Consider the following 17,372-nt stretch of genomic DNA (forward strand, 5'->3'; position numbering starts at 1 on the left):
CGTGGCAGGGTCGGCCGAGTGCCGGTCGGCCGATCCTGCCCTTCGGCCGGGGCGCGAGCCGCTGCCGCAAGGCCACTCTCGTCGATAGGTCACCGCGCCGCCGGTTCACCTCGACGAAACACACTCGTGATGCCACGAACATTAAGGCGTATCTATTTCCATGTCCATACCTTCTGCCAGACCAGCGCGAACTTTCGGCTCCCGAGCGGAAAGTTTCGACCGTGATGACCGGTCCGGTCGGCACGGCGACAGAAGGTCCGGCCGGGGCCGGGTGACTCAGTGCTGGCGGTGCACGGCCTGGTCGGCCAGGGCGGCCAGGGCGGTCCGCGCCGGCTCCGCCAGCGGCACCTGGGCCAACGCGACCCGCGCCGCGTCGGCGCGGACCCGGATCAGGCGCTCGATCTGCTCCCGCGCCCCGGTGCTCTCGATGATCGCCCGCAGTTCGGCCCCACCGGCCGCGTCCAGCTCGGGATTGCCGAACAGGTCCCGCAGCCGGGCGGCCTGGACCCGGTCCGCGGCGTCCCGGGCCAGCGCCATCATCACCGTCGGTTTGCCCTCCCGCAGGTCGTCCAGGATCGACTTCCCGGTCACCGCCGGGTCACCGAAGACCCCCAGCACGTCGTCGCGGAGCTGGAACGCGTCCCCCAGCGGATCGCCGAAGTCGACCAGCGCGGCGATCAGCTCCGGCGAGGCCCCGGCCAGCGCCGCACCGATCTGCAACGGTCGGGTCACCGTGTACCGGGCCGCCTTCATCCGGATCACGGTCAGCGCGCTGGCCACCGAGCCGTCCCCGACCCCCGAGACCAGGTCCAGGTACTCCCCCGCGATCACCTCGGTCCGCATCCGGGCGAAGACCCGGTACCCCTGCCAGATCTGCGCGGAGGTCAACCCGCACTCGTGGAACATCTGGTCCGACCAGGCCGCGCAGAGATCCCCGCAGAGCAGCGCGGTGTTCCGGCCGTAGGTCTCCGGGTCGCCACGCCAGGCCGACCGGGTGTGCAGCTCGGCGAAGACCCGGTGCACCGACGGGGCTCCCCGGCGGTGGTCGCTGCCGTCCAGGATGTCGTCGTGGATCAGCGCGAACGCGTGGAACAGCTCCAACGCCGCCGCGGCCACCACGATCGGCCGGTCGTCCACGCCCCCGGCCCCCCGCCAGCCCCAGTAGCAGAACAGCGGACGCAGCCGCTTCCCGCCGGCCAGCACGAACCGGTGCAGCGCGGTGAAGATGCCGCGCGGAGCACCGTCCGGCCAGTCCGGTCCCTGCCGGTCGAGAAAGGCCACCAGCTCGGCGTCGAAGCGGGTCCGCAGCTCACTGGCATCGGTCGGGGCGGCGGTGACCGTCACCGTCGCCCCTCCGCGCCCGGCGGACCGGTCGGCGTCGACGACGGCGCACCGGCCGTCGACCCGGCGGCTCCCGCATCCGGGTCCGCCGCCTCCGAGGGGACCGGCCCGGCGGTCCCGGCCGCCGGCCCCCCGGTCGCGGCGGTGGCCCCGCCCAGCCCGGCCAGGTCCAGCAGCAACGCCTTGACCTCGGTCGCGGCGAAACTGTCCCGGGCGAGCGACGGATCGGAGCAGAGCAGCACCGGACCGTCCGCCGGGTCCGCCGGCAACCGGCCGTGCGAACCGCGCACCGCCCGCGCCCCCGCGTCCAGGCCGACCACGCTCATCAGGTACCGCATGCCGAGCTTCTTGCGGGCCAGGGCCACCCCCGCCCGGCGCTTCGCCGCGCCCGGCGCGGCCGGGTCGAAGAACAGCTCCGCCGGGTCGTACCCGGGCTTGCGGTGGATCTCCACGTTCCGGGCGAAGTCCGGGGCGCGGGCGTCGTCCAGCCAGTAGTAGTAGGTGAACCAGGCGTCCGGCTCGGCGACCAGCACCAGCTCACCGGCCCGCTCGTGGTCCAGCCCGGCCGCCGCCTTGCCCTCGGCGTCGAGCACCTCGGCCACCCCGGGCAGCCCGGCGCAGAGCTTCGCCACCGCCGCCACGTCCGCCGGGTCCTTCACGTAGACGTGGGCGATCTGGTGGTCGGCGACCGCGAACGCCCGGGACGTCCACGGGTCCAGGTACTCCATGCCGTCCTGGGTGTAGACCCGCAGCAGCCCCTCGGTGCGCAGCAGCCGGTTGACGTCCACCGGGCGGGAGACGTCGGTGATGCCGTACTCGGAGAGCGCCACCACGGTCGCGTCGGCGGCCCGCGCGGCGTCCAGCAGCGGGGCGAGCACCGCGTCCAGCTCCGCCGCCGCGGCGGCGGCCCGGGGCGAGGACGGGCCGAAACGTTGCAGGTCGTAGTCAAGGTGCGGGACGTAGACCAGGGTCAGGTCGGGCGCCTGGTCGGCCAGGATCCGCTCGGCCGCCCGGCAGATCCACCGGGACGAGGTCAGCCCGGCGCCCGGCCCCCAGTAGGTGAACAGCGGGAAGGTGCCCAGGGCCTCGGTGAGCGTGTCGTGCAGCTCCGGCGGGTCGGTCCAGCAGTCCGGCTCCTTGCGCCCGTCGGCGTAGTAGATCGGGCGGGGCGTGACCGTCCAGTCGACGTCCGCGCCCATCGCGTACCACCAGCAGACGTTGGCCACCGTGTAGCCGGGCTCGATCCGGCGGGCCGCCTGCCACACCTTCTCCCCGCCGACCAGCGCGTGGTGCTGCCGCCACAGCAGCACCTCGCCGAGGTCGCGGAAGTACCAGCCGTTGCCGACGATGCCGTGCCCGGCCGGCGGTTCACCGGTGAGCAGGGTGGCCTGCGCCGAGCAGGTGACCGCCGGCAGCACGGTGCCCAGCTCGGCCGAGAACCCCTCCTCGGCGACGGCGCGCAACCGGGGCATGTGGGCCAGCAGCCGGGGGGTCAGCCCGACCACGTCCAGCACCACCAGCCGGCGGCTCACGCCGGCACCCCGCTGCGCCCGGCGCGTCGGCCGGGCCTCGTCCCGGGTGCGGGCTGCTCGCTCATCGTGGTACTCCCAGGGTCGTCGGGACGGATCGGTCGGCCGGGGTACGGCCGGGAACGGCACCGTCGGTCGGGGTCAGGCCGAGGGTGACCAGTTCGTCGCGGGCGAAGGCCAGCTCGGCGGCGATCCCGCCGGCCAGCTCCGCGTCGGTGCGTGGCCGCCGCGCCGCCGGCAGCACCCCCCAGGTGTACGTCTCGACGTCCAGGTGGTCGCAGCCGGCGGTGGAGCCGCCGAGCAGCGCCGCCAGCGCGGCGCGCAGCACCGGCCGGGTCGAGGTCAGCGGCGGCTCGGGCGGGGCGTGCAACGGCACGTGGTAGTGCACCCGCCACGCCCCGGGCAGCCGCGCGGCCAGCGCGGCGTCCAGGTCGTCGGCGGCGTACGCCGGGTCGGCCGGGTCGGCCGCGTGGGCGCAGCCGGCGGTACGGGTCTGGTGCAGGAACCGGGGCTCCACCCAGCGGGCCAGCGCCTCGGCGTCGGCGACCGGGTCGGCCGACTCCAGCGCGGCGGACACCTGCACCTTGACCACCGGCAGGCCGGCGGCGCGCAGCCGGGCCAGCGCCTCGACGGGCTCCTCCCAGGCGCAGGCGAGGTGGGCCAGGTCGAGACAGATCCCGAGCCGGTCCGGGTCGAGGTCGGCCAGCAGCGCGGCGGCCTGCCCGCTGCTCTCCACCACGCATCCCGGCTCCGGCTCGAACCCGACCCGCACCGGACGGCCGGTGTCGCGTTCCACCTCGGCCAGGCCGGCGGTGAGCGCGTCGAGCCGGCGGCGGGCGGCCTCGGCCTGGCCGGCGTCCCAGGGTTGCCGCCAGGCCAGCGGCAGGGTCGAGACCGATCCCCGGGCCGCGTCGTCGGGGAGCAGGTCGGCCAGCACCCGGGCCAGGTCGAGGGTGTAGCGCAGCCGCTCCCCGGTGGTCCAGTCCGGGTGGTAGACCGCGCCCTTGACCACCGGAGCCTGGAAGGCCGCGTACGGGAAACCGTTGAGGGTGACCACCTCCAGCCCCCGGTGGGTCAGCTCGGCGCGCAGCCGGCGACGGGCGGCCGGGTCGGCGGCCAGCTCGGCGGCGACCGGGGCGGCCAGCCACAGCCCCAGGCCGAGCAGGTCCGTGCCGAGCGCCTCCCGCACCGGCAGCGCGTACGTGTCGAGCTGGGCAAGGATGCCGGCGGCGTCCTCGGCGGGGTGCACGTTGGTGCAGTAGCCGAGGTGGACGGTGCTGCCGTCGGCGTGCCGCAGCCGCATCAGTCGCCGCCGCGCAGGATGGAGTTGCCCTCGAAGGTGCCGCTGGTCGGGGTGTCCAGGTCGGTCAGGTCGAGCCGGCCGGACTGCCCGTAGAACTCCACCGGGTTGCGCCAGAGCACCCGGTCGACGTCGTCGTCGGTGAACCCGGCGGCCAGCATCGCCTCTCCGGTGGCCCGGGTGAGCAGCGGGTCGGAACGGCCCCAGTCGGCGGCCGAGTTGACCAGCATCCGGTCGGTGCCGTAGGTGCGCAGCAGCTCCACCATCCGTGGCGGCGACATCTTGGTGTCGGGGTAGATGGAGAATCCCAGCCAGCAGCCGCTGTCCCGGGCCAGCTTCACGGTCACCTCGTTGAGGTGGTCCAGCGCCACCCGGCCCGGCGCGATGCCGCTCTCGGCGACCACCGCGAGGCTGCGCTCGACACCGCGCGCCTTGTCCCGGTGCGGGGTGTGCACCAGCGCGGGCAGGTCGTGGTCGACGGCCAGCGCGAGCTGGATGGCGAACGCCTCGTCCTCGGCCGGCGTCATGTCGTCGTAGCCGATCTCGCCGACCGCGACCACGGCGTCCTTCTCCAGGTAGCGGGGCAGCAGGTCGAGCACCGGGCGGCAGCGCGGGTCGTTGGACTCCTTGGGGTTCAGCGCCACGGTGGCGTGGTGCCGGACGCCGAACTGCCCGGCCCGGAACGGCTCCCAGCCGATCAGCGAGTCGAAGTAGTCGGCGAAGGAGGCGGCGCTGGTGCGCGGCTGCCCCAGCCAGAAGGCCGGCTCGACCACGGCGCGGACCCCGGCGGCGGCCATCCGCTCGTAGTCGTCGGTGGTCCGCGACGTCATGTGGATGTGCGGGTCGAAGATGCGCATGTCACGCCTCTCTGATGGTGAGCCGGTCGAGCAGTGCGGTGGCGTCGGCGGGGAGCTGCCGGCCGGCGGCGTGCCGTTCCGCGGCGAGCGCGGCGAGCATGGTGGCCAGTTCCCCGTCGGCCCGGTCGTCCAGGTCGGCGACGGCGGCCAGCGGCACCCCGATGAAGACGCACTTGAGCACCGCCTGCCGCCAGGCGTCCGCCGTCAGGTGCCGGGCGTACGGGCCGAGCGCGGCGGCGACCAGCCGGGTGTCGTTGGTGCGGATCGCGTCGTGCAGCAGCGGCACCCCGGCCGCGTCGATCGGCAGCAGCGGCAGGGCCTTGAGCACGGCCCGCTTCTCGGCGGCGTCGCCGTACCGGTACACCTCCTCGGCCCGCCCGGCGGCCTGGTCGGCGGGGAGCGCGGCGAGCAGCAGCGTCCGGGCCGCCTCGTCGGCGGTCCAGCCCGGTGCGCCCGGCAGCTCGTGCCGCCCGCACCGCCGGCCGGCGGCCGGGAAGTACCGCGCCACCGCGCCGGGCTCGGCCGCGACGCCCCGCAGCGCGGTCGCCAGCCAGTCGGGATCGGGTACGCCCTCCAGCGCGGCCCGCAGTCGATCCGGTGTCATCCGTCTCTCCTCCCCAGGTGTGTGCGGTGGACGGTGGTCGGTCCACCCCGGTGCCGCGGTGGACGGTGTTTCAGTCCACCCCGGTGCTGCGGTCGGCCCCGACGGACCGGAGCGGGGTGCCCGGGTCGAGGCCGGCCTGCCGGGCGGCGGTACGCAGGAAGTCCAGCGACCGGGCCGCCACGGTGGGTGCGGCGTGCGAGTGCCGGGGCAGTTCCACGGCGACCAGCCCCCGGTAGCCGGCGTCGGCCAGGGCGCGCAGCACCGGCGGGAAGTCGATCTCGCCGGTGCCGAACTCGAGGTGCTCGTGCACCCCCCGGCGCATGTCGTCGATCTGCACGTTGACCAGGTGCCCGGCGACCTCCAGCACGCACTCCGGCACGGTCGACGACTCCAGGCAGCGGCAGTGTCCGATGTCGAGGGTGATGCCGAACCGCTCCGGGTCGCCGAGGGCGTGCCGCAGCCGCCGCCAGCCGGCGATGTCCTCGACGAGCATCCCCGGCTCCGGCTCGAAGCCCAGGGTCACCCCGGCCCGGTCGGCGGCGGCCACCACCGTGGCGCACCCGGCGACCAGCCGGTCGTGGGCGACCTCCGGCGCGACGTGGCCGGGCCGGACCCCGGCCCAGAAGGAGACCGCCTCCGCGCCGAGGTCCGCGCCGACCCGTACGGCCCGTTCCAGGAAGTCGATCCGGCCGGTCGGGTCGTCGTGCAGCAGCGTCGGGGCGTGCTTGCGCCACGGGTCGAGCAGGAAGCGGGCACCCGTCTCGACCACCACGCCGAGACCGAGCGCGGCCAGCCGCCGGGCCACCGCGTCGACCCGTCGGGCCAGCCCCGGCGCGTACGGGTCGAGGTGGTCGTGGTCCAGGGTGAGCGCGACCCCCTCGTACCCGAGGTCGGCCAGCACCGTCAGGGCGTCGTCGAGCCGGTGGTTGGCGAAGCCGTTGGTGCCGTAGCCGAACCGGAGCCGGTCCACGGCCTGCGGGGCGGTCATGTCGGGGAGAGCTTCCGGGCCAGCCGGCCGCCCAGCGGCGCGGCGAGCGCTACCACCGCGCCGAGCAGGCCGGCGCCGGCCCGGGCGGTGAGCGCGCCCTGCAACGAGGGCAGCCCGGTGATCCCCGCGCCGACGGCGGCCCGGACCCGGCCGGCGGTGGGCTCGGCGGCCACCCGGGCCTGCGCGCCCCCGTAGCGGGCGACGTACCAGCCGGCCAGCGCCGCCGGCAGGGCGGCGGCGACCGGTGCGGTACGGCGGCGCGGGGCCGGCGTCGGGGCGGTGGGCCGGGGCAGGGTGGTGGCGGCCAACGCGACCAGCGCGGTGCCGGCGAGGGTACGCCGGGGCAGGACGGCGTCGGCCCCGGTCACCTCCCGCCGGGACAGGGCGGTGACCGTCCAGGTGTGCGCGGCGACGGTCAGCGCCGCCGGCAGTGCCCGGACCGGTCGCCCGGACGACGCGCCGAGCAGCACGTCCAGCCCCCGGCAGGCGGCCATCACGGCGGGACCGGCGGCGGTGTTCTTCGCCACCAGGTCGTACCCCCAGATGGTGGCGGCGAGCGGGAGGGCGACGGCGGTGGCCCGGCGACCGCCCACGGCGGCGGCCAGGCCCAGGCCGGCGGCGGTGAGCCCGGCGGCGACCCCGGCGGCGGCGACCGGGCTGACCCGGCCACTGGGGATCGGCCGTTCCGGGCGTTCCTCGGCGTCCAGCCGGTGGTCGGCCCAGTCGTTGGCGGCCATCCCGGCCCAGTAGAGCAGCACCGACGCGCCGGCCAGTCCGGCGGTTCGCGGGCCGAGCACCCCGGCCGCCGCCGCCCCGGCCACCAGGTCACCGGGTACCGAGAGGGCGGCCGGTGCCCGGACCAGCTCGGCCAGGTCGGCCAGGCTGGTCACCCGGCACCGCCGGCGTGCAGCTCCCGGGTGAAGTCGACCAGCCGCTGCCACTGCGTGCTCAGCGAGTGGGTGGGCGAGTCGATCGGGTCCTTGAAGAAGAACGCCAGCTCGGGCAGGGGTCCGGCGCGACCGGCGGCGTGCGCGGCGGCGGTGAGCCGGGCCAGGTCGAGCACCAGCGGGGCGGCCAGTGCGGAGTCACAGCCGTGCCAGGTGAACTCCATCCGCATCCCGGTGCCGAGGAACCCGGCGAAGGTGATCAGGTCCCAGGCGGTCTTGAAGTCGCCCAGGTCCTCCACGTAGTCGATCCGGGTGCCGCCCTGCGGCACGTAGCCGAGCGTCTCCCCGAGGACCCGCTGCTTGCTGTCCACCTTGGCGGCGTTGGCGCCCGGCTCGGCCAGGGTCGCCCCGTCGCCGCCGCCGAGCAGGTTGACCCCGGACCAGGACCGCACCGCGAGGTGACGCATCGCGAACATCGGCGCGAGCACCGACTTGACCAGGGTCTCCCCGGTCTTGCCGTCGTGCCCGGCGTACGGCAGGCCACGCTGGGCGGCCAGCGCCGCGAGCGCCGGCAGGCGCAGCCCGGTGGACGGGGTGAAGTCGACGTACGGGCAGCCCGCCTCGACGGCCGCGTACGCGTACAGCGAGCTGGGCGGCAGCACCTCGTCCGGGCCGGCGAGCGCGGCCCGCAGGGCGTCCGGGTCGGCGTGGCCGGGGTGCGTGGCGGGGGCGGGTTCGGTGGCCGAGACGTTGACCACCACCACCCGTTCCAGCCCGTGCCGCTCCCGGAAGGCGGCCAGGTCGGCGGTGATGGTGGCGGCCCGTTCGGCCTGGCTGCCACCGGTCGGCGCGGGCCGCAGGTCGTCCTCGACGGCGGCCAGGTCGGCGGCGAGCGCGGTGGCCAGCCGACCGGGCAGCACCCCGGCGGCGGCGAGCGCCTCGGCCCGCTTGGTCAACGGGGTGGTGGCCACGTCGTGGCCGCCGAAGACCAGGTCGGCGAAGGTGGGCAGGGCCGGACCCCGCAGGTCGGGCAGTTCGGTGACACAACCGGTGGGGCCGGTGAGGCCGGCCCGCAGGGCGAGCCCCCCGACGATGCCGGTGGTCGCGACGGAACCGCGCGCTCCCACCAGCCAGACACCCGTACGCATGGTGCTCCTTCCGTCGGGCGGAACGTCCTGTCGGTCGAGTCGTACCGCCGGGGCACGGGTGGCCCCGCCCGCCCGGTCGTCCGGGGTGGTGCCGGGTGTGGCGTCGACGTCGGCGGCGTCGACGCCACACCCGGCTCCCGTACGGCGTGCGGACGGGGCCGGCAGGCAGGGCCGGTTCGGCGTCTCGGCCCTGTCTCCCCGCATCCGGCCGACGGCGGCGGCGCGCCCTCGACCGGACGAATGGTGTGGCGGTCCGGGCACCACAGCGGTACCCAGAATCACCATTATCTATGTCTTGCGGCCTTCCGGTGCGGCCGGGGAATCCCGGTCCGGCCGCACCGGACGGCCATCGGGTGCGTGTCCCGGGCCGGGAGGCCCGGGTGCACGCCCTCCGCTGTCGACCCCGGCCCGGCCGCGGGGCGCAACCGCGGCCGGTCCCTCGCCGGTCGACGGCGGAGGTGGCTGGTCAGACGGCGAGCGCGGCCAGTGCCGGCTCGACGTCGGTCCACCGCGAACCGGCCTCCGCCGACCGGGTCACCGCGTCCAGCACCAGCTGGACCTGCAACGCGTCGGCGAACGACGGGGTGGGGTCGACACCGTTGGCGACCGCCTCGACGAAATCGCGCATCTCGTGCGTGAAGGAGTGCTCGTAGCCGATGATGTGGCCCGGCGGCCACCACGCCGACATGTACGGGTGCTCCGCCTCGGTGACCAGGATCCGGGTGAATCCCTGCTCGGTCGCCGGCCGGGAGGCGTCGTAGAACTCCAGCTCGTTGAGGCGTTCCAGGTCGAACACCACCGAGCCGAGCGAACCGTTGATCTCCACCCGGAGGGCGTTCTTGCGGCCGGTGGCGAACCGGGTCGCCTCGTACGTGGCCAGCGCCCCGTCGTCGAGCCGGGCCACGAAGATCGCGGCGTCGTCGACGGTGACCGTGCCGGTCTCCGCCGCACTGCCGTCGACCTGCGCGGCCAGGCCGCTCGACGCGCCCGGCAACGGGCGCTCCTTGACGAACGTCTCGGTCACCGCGCTGACCCCGGTGACCAGTTGCCCGGTCACGTACTGGGTCAGGTCGATGATGTGCGCGCCGATGTCACCGAGGGCACCGGAGCCAGCCTTGTCCTTCTGCAACCTCCAGACCAGCGGGAACTGCGGATCGACGATCCAGTCCTGGAGGTATGTCGCCCGGACGTGGCGGATCGTCCCGAGCCGCCCCTCGGCGACGAGCTGTCGCATCAGGGCGACGGCGGGCACCCGGCGGTAGTTGAACCCGCACATGGACCGGACCCCGGCGGCACCGGCGGTGGCCGCGGCGGCGGTCATCGCCCGCGCCTCGGCCACCGTGTTGGCCAACGGCTTCTCGCAGATCACGTGCTTGCCGGCGGCGAGCGCGGCGAGGGCGATCTCGGCGTGGCTGTCACCTGGTGTGCAGATGTCGACCACGTCGATGTCGTCCGAGGCGACCAGGGCACGCCAGTCTGTGGTGTGCGTGTCCCAGCCCAGCCGGTCGGCTGCCTCGGCGACCTTCGCGGCGTCCCGGCCGCAGATCTGCGCCATCCGAACCCGGGCGGGCAGCTCGTACACCCGGTTCACGGTCCGCCACGCCTGTGAGTGCGCGGCGCCCATGAACGAGTATCCGATCATGCCGACCCGGAGTTCGCTGTGGTGAGTGGACAAGGTGGGTCTCCCCCCGTGTATCAGAACCCGAGCTTGAGGTAGTTGCTCGCGTTCTCCTTGGTGATCGTCTCCGAGGCGAGCACGATCTCCTTGGGCACCTGGAGTTCCACCAGGTCGGACATGCCCTTGCCCTGGCCGATCAGGCGGGCCAGGGAGATGGCCGAGGAGGCCATCGACGGGCTGTAGGTCACGGTCGCCTTCAGCACCGTGTTGTCGGCCTGGATGTCCTCCATGGCCTTCTTCGAGCCGGCGCCGCCGACCATGAAGAACTCCTTGCGGTTGGCCTGGTTGACCGCGGCCAGGACACCGATGCCCTGGTCGTCGTCGTGGTTCCAGACCGCGTCGATCTTCGGCAGCGCCTGGAAGAGGCCGGTGGCGGCCTGCTGGCCGGAGTCGGCGGTGAACTCCGCCGGCCGCCGGTTGGCCACCTTGAAGCCGGCCGCGGCGAGGGTGTCGGCGAAGCCCTTCGACCGCTGCTGGGTCAGCTCCAGCGAGTCGATGCCGGGGATCTCACCGATGATCGGGGCGCTGACGCCCTTGGCCTTGAGCTGCTCCACGATGAAGTTCGCGGCGGCCACGCCCATGCCGTAGTTGTCGCCCATGATCTGGAGCCGGTAGGCCAGCGCGTCCGGGAAGGCCCGGTCCAGGTTGACCACGGGGATGCCGGCCTTCATCGACTCCAGGCCGAAGGCGTTGAGCTCCTTGCCGTCGTGCGGCAGCACCACGATGACGTCCGGCTTCTGGGCGACCAGGGTGGACAGCGCGGCCCGCTGGGCCGCCGCGTCCGCGCCCGCCTCGACGGTCTTGAAGTCCACGTCCGAGTACGCCCCGGCCTGGGCCTTGGCGTTGTTGGTGATGGCGGCGATCCAGCCGTGGTCGGCGGCCGGCGCGGAGAAGCCGATGGTGACCTTCTTGCCGGGGGCGGCGTTGCCGCCACCGGCGTTGTCGGCCGCCTTGGTCTGCGCCGCTGTCGGCGCGGCCTCGTTGCTGGTGCAGCCGGCGAGGAGCACACCGGCGCCGACCGCCGCGCCGCCGAAGAGCAACCGGCGACGGGACAGGTCACGGGGGTGGGTCATGACGACCTCCTGAAATGACGGATGGTGGGGTGAAAGGGGCGTACTGATCCCGGCCACCGTCGGCGGCCGCCGGAATGTGGTGTTGCGGAGGGTCGGGACGCGCCCGGTGGGGCGACGCGCCCGGGTCAGGCGGTGGTGATCTTGTTACGGCTGAAGAACTGGCTGACGCTGCGGAACTGCACCTGCTGGATCAGGACAGCGCCGACGATGATGCCGCCCTTGACCATGTTCTGCGCCTCGGTGGAGAGGCCGTTGATGGCGAAGAGGTTGGTGATGGTGGAGAAGATCAGCACCCCGAGCAGGGAGCCGACGATGGTGCCCCGGCCGCCGCTGAGCAGCGTCCCGCCGATGATGGCCGCGGCGATCGCGTCCAGCTCGTACAGGTTGGCCATGGCCGCCTGGGCGGAGTTGGCCTGCGCGGTCAGCATGATCGCGGCGATGCCGCAGCAGAGGCCGGAGAGCGCGTAGAGCAGCAGGGTGTGCCGCCGGACGTTGATGCCGGCGAGCCGGGCCGCCTCCGGGTTGCCACCGACGGCGACCGTACGCCGGCCGAAGGTGGTCCGGTTGAGCAGCACCCACCCGGCGGCGACCACGGCGGCCAGGATGTAGACCAGCAGCGGGATGCCGAGCAGTTCCGTGCTGGCGATGCCGTTGATGAAGGAGTTGCTCGACACCTGGGTCTGCTTGCCGGAGATCTGGGCGGCCAGACCCCGGGCCGCGACCATCATGGCCAGCGTGGCGATGAACGCCACCAGCCGCCCGTACGAGATGAGGATGCCGTTGACCAGGCCGACCGCCACGCCGACCACGATCGCCGTGAAGATCATGCCGCCCGCGCCGTAGCTCTGGGTGGCGACCGTGGTCGCCCACACCCCGGCGAGGGCGACGATCGCGCCGACCGACAGGTCGATGCCGCCGCCGATGATCACGAAGGTCATCCCGACGGTGACCACCCCGACCACCGAGGCGAGCTTGAGGATGGTCAGCGTGTTGCCCCACACCCAGTCCGGGTTGGAGTAGAGGTCCCAGCGGGTGGCCGCACCGATCACGACCAGCACCACCAGCACCCCGATCAGGCCGAGGTTGCGCTTCGCCCCCTCGCCCCCGTCACCGGCCCAGAAGGACAACCCGCCCGTCCTGGGCTTCTCCTTGATCGACTCGGTCACCGCCGGATCGACCGGCGGGGACTGGGCCGGCAGGTCCGCCGGCCGGTCCGGCGTCGCGGTACCGGTCGACTCACTCATGCGGTCACCTCGTTATGCTCACTGCGCTCGCTCATGCCGGCGCGCCTTCCATCAGAGACCCCGCCATGACGAGGTCGAGCACGGTGTTCTCGTCCAGTTCGCCGGCGGGCGCCTCGCGCACCATCCGGCCCTCGCGCATCACCAGCACCCGGTCGGCCAGACCGAGCACCTCGGGCACCTCGCTGGAGACCAGCAGCACGCCGACCCCCTGGGCGGCCAGCCCGCGGATCACCCGGTACAACTCGGCACGGGCGCCCACGTCCACCCCCCGGGTCGGCTCGTCGAGCAGCAGCAGCCGGGTGTCGCCGAGCAGCCAGCGCCCGACCACCACCTTCTGCTGGTTGCCGCCGGACAGGGTGCGTACCGCCCGGCGCACGTCGTTGGGCCGCAGCTGGAGGTCGTCGGCGATCCGCTCCGCCTCCTTGCGCTCCCGCCCGGCGTTGGTGAAGCCGAGGCGGGCGTACCGGGTGAAGGTGGCCAGGGTGACGTTGCGGTGGATCGGCTCGCCGAGCAGCAGCGCCTGGCTCTTGCGCTCCTCCGGCGCCATCCCCATGCCGGCCCGTACGGCCGCGCCGACGCTGCCCGGACGCAGTGCCCGGCCGGCCATCCGGACGGTGCCGGACTCGGCGCGGCGGGCCCCGTAGATCGTCTCCAGCAGTTCCGAGCGGCCGGAACCGACCAGCCCGGCGATGCCGACGATCTCACCCGGGCGGACGCTGAGCGACACGTCGGCGAACTCACCGGTCCGGCTCAGCCCCTCGACCCGCAGCAGCTCGTCGCCGGCGGTCGTCGCGGTCGGGCGGTCCGGGAAGACGTACTCGATGTTCCGGCCGGTCATCCGGGCGACCAGGTCGCGGGTCGGGGTGTCCCGGGCCGGCAGGTTCGCCGCGGTGGTCCGGCCGTCCTTGAGTACGGTGACCCGGTCGCCGATCTCGCGGATCTCCTCCATCCGGTGCGAGATGTAGATGACCGCGATGCCCTGGGCGGTGAGTTCCCGGATGATCCGGAAGAGGTTGTCCACCTCGTCGTGGGCCAGCACCGCGCTCGGCTCGTCCATGATGATCAGCCGGGCCTCATGGGAGAGCGCGCGGGCCATGCTGACCACCTGCTTGCCGGCGGCCGGCAGCGCCCGGACCATCCGGCCGGGCGGGATCTCACCGTGGCCGAGCCGGCTCAGGATCTCCCGGGTACGCCGGGCCATCAGCCCGCGCCGGACGAACCCGGCGACCTTCGGCTCGTGGCCGAGGAAGGCGTTCTCGGCCACCGACAGGTCGTCCACCAGGTCGAGTTCCTGATAGATGGTGGCGATGCCGGCACGCATGGCGGCCTGCGGGTTGGTGAAGTGCGCCGGCTCGCCGCGCCACTCCACCTGCCCGGAGTCCGGCCGGTGCACCCCGGCGAGCACCTTGATCAGGGTGGACTTGCCCGCGCCGTTCTGCCCGAGCAGGCAGTGCACCTCACCGGCCCGCACCTCGAGCTGCACGCCGTCCAGGGCGCGCACCCCGGGGAAGGTCTTGACCACGTCGGTCAGCCGGAGCACCACCTCACCGGCGACGGTGTCGGCGGGTGCCTCGACCAGCGGGGCCTTGTCCCCCGCAGCGGTGTTCGACTCGGCGCTCATCGGGGGGTCTCCATTCGCGACTGCGGGGCTCGCAAAACCGGCTCACTCCTCGCGCTCACGATGCCTCCCCGAAGGCGACGTCGCTGGCGAGGACGGCCGCACCGGCGACACCGGCGCGCGGTCCCAGCTCGGACAGGACGACCGGTAGGTTGCCGGTGGCCAGCGGCAGCGACCGGCGGTATACCACACTGCGGATCTCGGCGAGCAGGATGTGCCCGAGGTGGGCCAGCCCGCCGCCGATGACGATCATCGACGGGTTGGTGAAGCTGACCAGCCCGGCCAGCACCTGCCCGACCCGGCGACCCCCGTCGCGGATGAGCTGGATGCAGACCACGTCGCCCTCGATCGCCGCCTCGGCCACGTCGCGGGCGGACACCGCGCCCCGCTCGGCGAGCCGCTCGGCGAGCGCCGGCGAGCTGCCGGTACGGGCGGCGACGCCGGCCTCCCGGGCCAGGGCCGCACCGCTGAACACGGCCTCCAGGCACCCGGCGTTGCCGCAAGAGCAGGTCGGCCCCCCGGCATCGGCCTGGATGTGCCCGATGTCCCCGGCGCAGCCGTCGGTGCCCCGGTAGACGTCGCCGCTGAGGTAGATCCCACACCCTATTCCGGTGCCGATCTTGACGAAGAGGAAGTCGTCGACCGAGTGCGCCACCCCCCCGTGCCGCTCCCCGATCGCCATGATGTTGACGTCGTTGTCGACCACCGCCGGGCAGCCGTGCTCCCGGCTGAGCAGTTCGCGCACCGGGTAGCGGTCCCACCCGGGCATGATCGGCGGCGACACCGGCAGCCCGTCGCGGAAGCTCACCGGCCCGGGCACCCCGACGCCCACCCCGTTGAGCCGCTCGTACGCCCCGTCCACCCGGGCCTTGTGCAGCAGCTCGTTGACCCGGTGCAGGATGACCTTCGGGCCGGAACGGATGTCGGCGGCCTCGGCGTACGCGGCGACCGGCTCCAGCCGGCCGTTGACCACCTCGACGTCGATCGAGCTGGCGCCCATGTCGACGGCGGCGAACCGGAGGTCGGGGTTCAACTCGACGAGGGTGGAGCGGCGTCCGCCACGGGAGGCGGCCAGTCCGGCCTCGGCCACCAGGCCCAGCCCGACCAGGCGTTCCAGCTCGGCGAGGAGCCGGGGGCGGGGCATCTGCAACCGGTCGCCCAACTCGGCCCGGGACGCGGGCCCCTCGTCACGGAGCAGCCGCAAGAGCTGCACGTGCAGGGGATCTGCCGTCCGCACGGGACTCACCTCCGCCTCAGGGTTCACATTCACGTCACGCCGTTGTGTTGTGGTCGACACAGTAAGAGACTTCCGAGGCACGTGTCCATACCTTCAGTCGTTCCGATGGCAACTTTTGTCCGAACGAACAAAAGCTAATAGTGGATCAAGAAAAGGTTGACAGAACGAGAAAGACCCGCAACGACCTGCTACCGCTACGGTGGTGACCCTCACACATCGGGCCGGCGACGGGCGGCGAAACCCCTACCAGAGCGGGCAGCACCTCGGCAAACAGCCGCCCCGCCGCAGGGAGCGCGGCGGGGCGGAAGGTGCACGGGAGGTCTGTGGTGTCAGCGGCGGGGATGTCGACGGTCAGGGGCCAGGGATGTCGACGACCGGTGGTGTCCGACGGCCGGTGGTGTCCGACGGCCGGTGGTGCCCGACGACCGGTGGTGCCCGACGGCCGGTGGTGTCCGACGACGGGGCGGGTCGACGTCGGCAGGCGTCAGCGTCCGGGGGCGGCGTTGCGCTTCTTGCGCAACTTGCGGTCGTCCCGCAGCTCCACGTACGGCTCCTCGTCGGGGTCGTGACCTGCGGCGATGGCCCGGCCCCGCTCCAACTCGGCGTCGAACTCGGCACCGAGCAGGATGGCGATGTTGCTCAGCCAGAGCCAGACCAAGAAGATGATCACGCCCGCCAGCGCGCCGTAGGTCTTGTTGTACGACCCGAAGTTGCTGACGTACGCCGCGAAGAGGCCGGAGACGAGCAGCCAGAGCAGCACCGCCAGCACGCCACCCGGGCTGACCCAGCGGAAACCGCCGTGCCGGGCGTTCGGCGAGGCCCAGTAGAGGATGGCGAACATCAGGCTGACCAGCACCAGCAGCACCGGCCACTTGGCGACGTTCCACACCGTCACCGCCGTGGAGCCGAGCCCGATGGCACTGCCCGCCTGCTCGGCCAGCCCGCCGGTGAAGACCACGATCACCGCGGCGGCGAGCAGCAGCAGCCCGACCAGGGCGGTCACCCCGAGCCGGATCGGCAGCGTCTTCCACACCGGCCGCCCCTCCGGCACGTCGTAGATGCTGTTCGAGGCCCGCATGAACGCGCCCACGTAACCGGAGGCCGACCAGAAGGCGGCGACCAGACCGACGATCGCGGCGATGCTGGCCAGCCCACCGGACTGACCGGCCTGGTCGATCGCGGTCTCGATGATGGTACGGATGTTCTCCTCCGGCACCACCTGGCCGACCGTGTCCCGCACCCCGCTGGTGGCCCGCTCGCCGAGCAGGCCGAGGATCGAGATCAACACCAGCATCCCGGGGAAGATCGACAACACCCCGTAGTAGGTCAGGGCGGCGGCCCAGTCGGTCAGGCTGTCCTCCTGGAACTCCCGACCGGTGCGCTTGAGCGCCGCCTTCCAGTCCGCCCGATGCAGGTCGGCGGGGCTGTCCGGGCCGTCGTCGGGACCGACCGGCCGGGTACGCGCGTCCGCCTCCCGCCGGTCGCCTCGCGGCCGGTCACCGGACACGGACTCGCCGGACACACGCTCGCCCGATGGACGGTCACCGGCCGGTCGGTCATCCGACCGGTCCCGGGGACGCCGGGTAGCGGCCACGGTGGCCGCGTCGTCGCGGTCGGCGTGGGTCTCGTCGGAGGCCATCGCCCCTCCTCGGGGATCTGCGGATGTCGCCCTCCGACATGCCCCACCGACCCCGCCGACTAAACCGGCAGCACAGACCCGTCACCTCGCCGGCAGACGACGACCGGTCCGAGACAGGTCGAGGCCATGAACGCCGGGCCTCCGCCACAAGATCCGAGAACATGGATGGAATTCGGCTGATCCCGAGCGCCCCCTGATCAGCCGCCCCGACCAGGTTCATGATCCGTGA

Annotated in this window: 14 protein-coding genes; all 14 read right to left on the minus strand. The window is 73.5% G+C overall.

All coding sequences use genetic code 11. The annotated features are described in order from the left end of the window. Positions 1–276: 276 nt before the first annotated feature. Positions 277–1,344: a polyprenyl synthetase family protein gene (locus tag O7612_RS23130; protein ID WP_282267318.1), complete on the minus strand. Its 1,068-nt coding sequence runs from the start codon at positions 1,342–1,344 to the stop codon at positions 277–279. Continuing rightward, entirely contained in the window at positions 1,341–2,873 is a 1,533-nt protein-coding gene (locus tag O7612_RS23135; protein WP_282267319.1) for a nucleotide pyrophosphatase/phosphodiesterase family protein, read from the minus strand. Before O7612_RS23135 ends, O7612_RS23130 begins: the two co-directional genes overlap by 4 nt. 61 nt (positions 2,874–2,934) lie before the next feature. Beyond that, the gene (gene eboE, locus O7612_RS23140) at positions 2,935–4,173 is read right to left on the minus strand and encodes a metabolite traffic protein EboE (RefSeq protein WP_282267320.1); all 1,239 of its coding nucleotides are present in this window, start codon (positions 4,171–4,173) and stop codon (positions 2,935–2,937) included. Further along, complete coding sequence (locus tag O7612_RS23145) at positions 4,173–5,027, minus strand: TatD family hydrolase (RefSeq protein ID WP_282267321.1); 855 nt, start codon at positions 5,025–5,027, stop codon at positions 4,173–4,175. Before O7612_RS23145 ends, eboE begins: the two co-directional genes overlap by 1 nt. A gap of 1 nt (position 5,028) precedes the next feature. Then, positions 5,029–5,631 carry an EboA domain-containing protein gene (locus O7612_RS23150; protein ID WP_282267322.1) on the minus strand — a complete coding sequence of 201 codons (603 nt, stop codon included), beginning with the start codon at positions 5,629–5,631 and terminating at the stop codon, positions 5,029–5,031. A gap of 70 nt (positions 5,632–5,701) precedes the next feature. Then, positions 5,702–6,619, minus strand: coding sequence for a sugar phosphate isomerase/epimerase family protein (locus O7612_RS23155; RefSeq protein WP_282267323.1), 918 nt, complete (start codon positions 6,617–6,619; stop codon positions 5,702–5,704). Further along, on the minus strand, positions 6,616–7,509 hold the full coding sequence (locus O7612_RS23160; RefSeq protein ID WP_282267324.1) for an SCO3242 family prenyltransferase: 894 nt from the start codon (positions 7,507–7,509) through the stop codon (positions 6,616–6,618). The genes O7612_RS23155 and O7612_RS23160 overlap by 4 nt, the downstream gene beginning before the upstream one ends. Further along, a complete protein-coding gene (locus O7612_RS23165; RefSeq protein ID WP_282274010.1) occupies positions 7,506–8,654 on the minus strand; it encodes an inositol-3-phosphate synthase in 1,149 nt (382 codons plus the stop codon). Before O7612_RS23165 ends, O7612_RS23160 begins: the two co-directional genes overlap by 4 nt. Positions 8,655–9,120: 466 nt before the next feature. After that, positions 9,121–10,329, minus strand: a complete 1,209-nt coding sequence (locus O7612_RS23170) for a Gfo/Idh/MocA family oxidoreductase (RefSeq protein ID WP_282267325.1) — start codon at positions 10,327–10,329, stop codon at positions 9,121–9,123. A 20-nt stretch (positions 10,330–10,349) separates the two neighbouring features. Continuing rightward, a complete protein-coding gene (locus tag O7612_RS23175; RefSeq protein WP_282267326.1) occupies positions 10,350–11,405 on the minus strand; it encodes a substrate-binding domain-containing protein in 1,056 nt (351 codons plus the stop codon). A gap of 125 nt (positions 11,406–11,530) precedes the next feature. Continuing rightward, entirely contained in the window at positions 11,531–12,649 is a 1,119-nt protein-coding gene (locus O7612_RS23180) for an ABC transporter permease (protein WP_282267327.1), read from the minus strand. 31 nt (positions 12,650–12,680) lie between these two features. After that, complete coding sequence (locus tag O7612_RS23185) at positions 12,681–14,270, minus strand: sugar ABC transporter ATP-binding protein (protein ID WP_282267328.1); 1,590 nt, start codon at positions 14,268–14,270, stop codon at positions 12,681–12,683. Between the two features lie 55 nt (positions 14,271–14,325). Next, positions 14,326–15,504, minus strand: a complete 1,179-nt coding sequence (locus tag O7612_RS23190; protein ID WP_067312949.1) for an ROK family transcriptional regulator — start codon at positions 15,502–15,504, stop codon at positions 14,326–14,328. A gap of 484 nt (positions 15,505–15,988) precedes the next feature. Further along, a complete protein-coding gene (locus O7612_RS23195; RefSeq protein WP_282267329.1) occupies positions 15,989–17,143 on the minus strand; it encodes a YihY/virulence factor BrkB family protein in 1,155 nt (384 codons plus the stop codon). Positions 17,144–17,372: the final 229 nt, after the last annotated feature.

Source organism: Micromonospora sp. WMMD987, from assembly GCF_029581435.1.
GTDB classification, from domain to species: domain Bacteria; phylum Actinomycetota; class Actinomycetes; order Mycobacteriales; family Micromonosporaceae; genus Micromonospora; species Micromonospora rifamycinica.